The 306-nt window shown below is 65.7% G+C and carries 1 protein-coding gene; it reads right to left on the bottom strand.

Annotated elements, in window-relative coordinates:
* The coding region (locus ACT3TY_RS17960) for an Ig-like domain-containing protein (RefSeq protein WP_444629101.1) at window positions 1-306 on the bottom strand (306 nt) is incomplete at both ends.

The raw sequence follows: 306 nt of genomic DNA on the forward strand, positions 1-306 counted from the left end.
TGCCGGTGACGCTGATCGTTTGAGTGGCTTCTTCGCCGTTGATCACGTCGTCACCGGCGATGGTGTCGATGGTGATCTCGGCGTCGGCGTCGAGGTTCACGCCGTAGTCGCGATCGGCGTCGGCGCTGTAGTCGTTGCCGGCATCGTCGCTACCGGTGACGGTAGCGCTGAGCTGGCTGTTGTCGGCCAGCACGCTGCCGGGGACGTCGATGGCGTAGTTGAGATCGCCGTCGACTTGGCCGGTGAAGGTCTCGTCGCCCACCGTCAAGGTGACGGTGTCGCCTTCACGGGCGTCGTCGCCCACGC

The sequence above is a fragment of the Halomonas sp. AOP22-C1-8 genome (genome assembly GCF_052378905.1).
In the GTDB taxonomy this organism is placed as follows: Bacteria; Pseudomonadota; Gammaproteobacteria; order Pseudomonadales; family Halomonadaceae; genus Vreelandella; species Vreelandella citrativorans.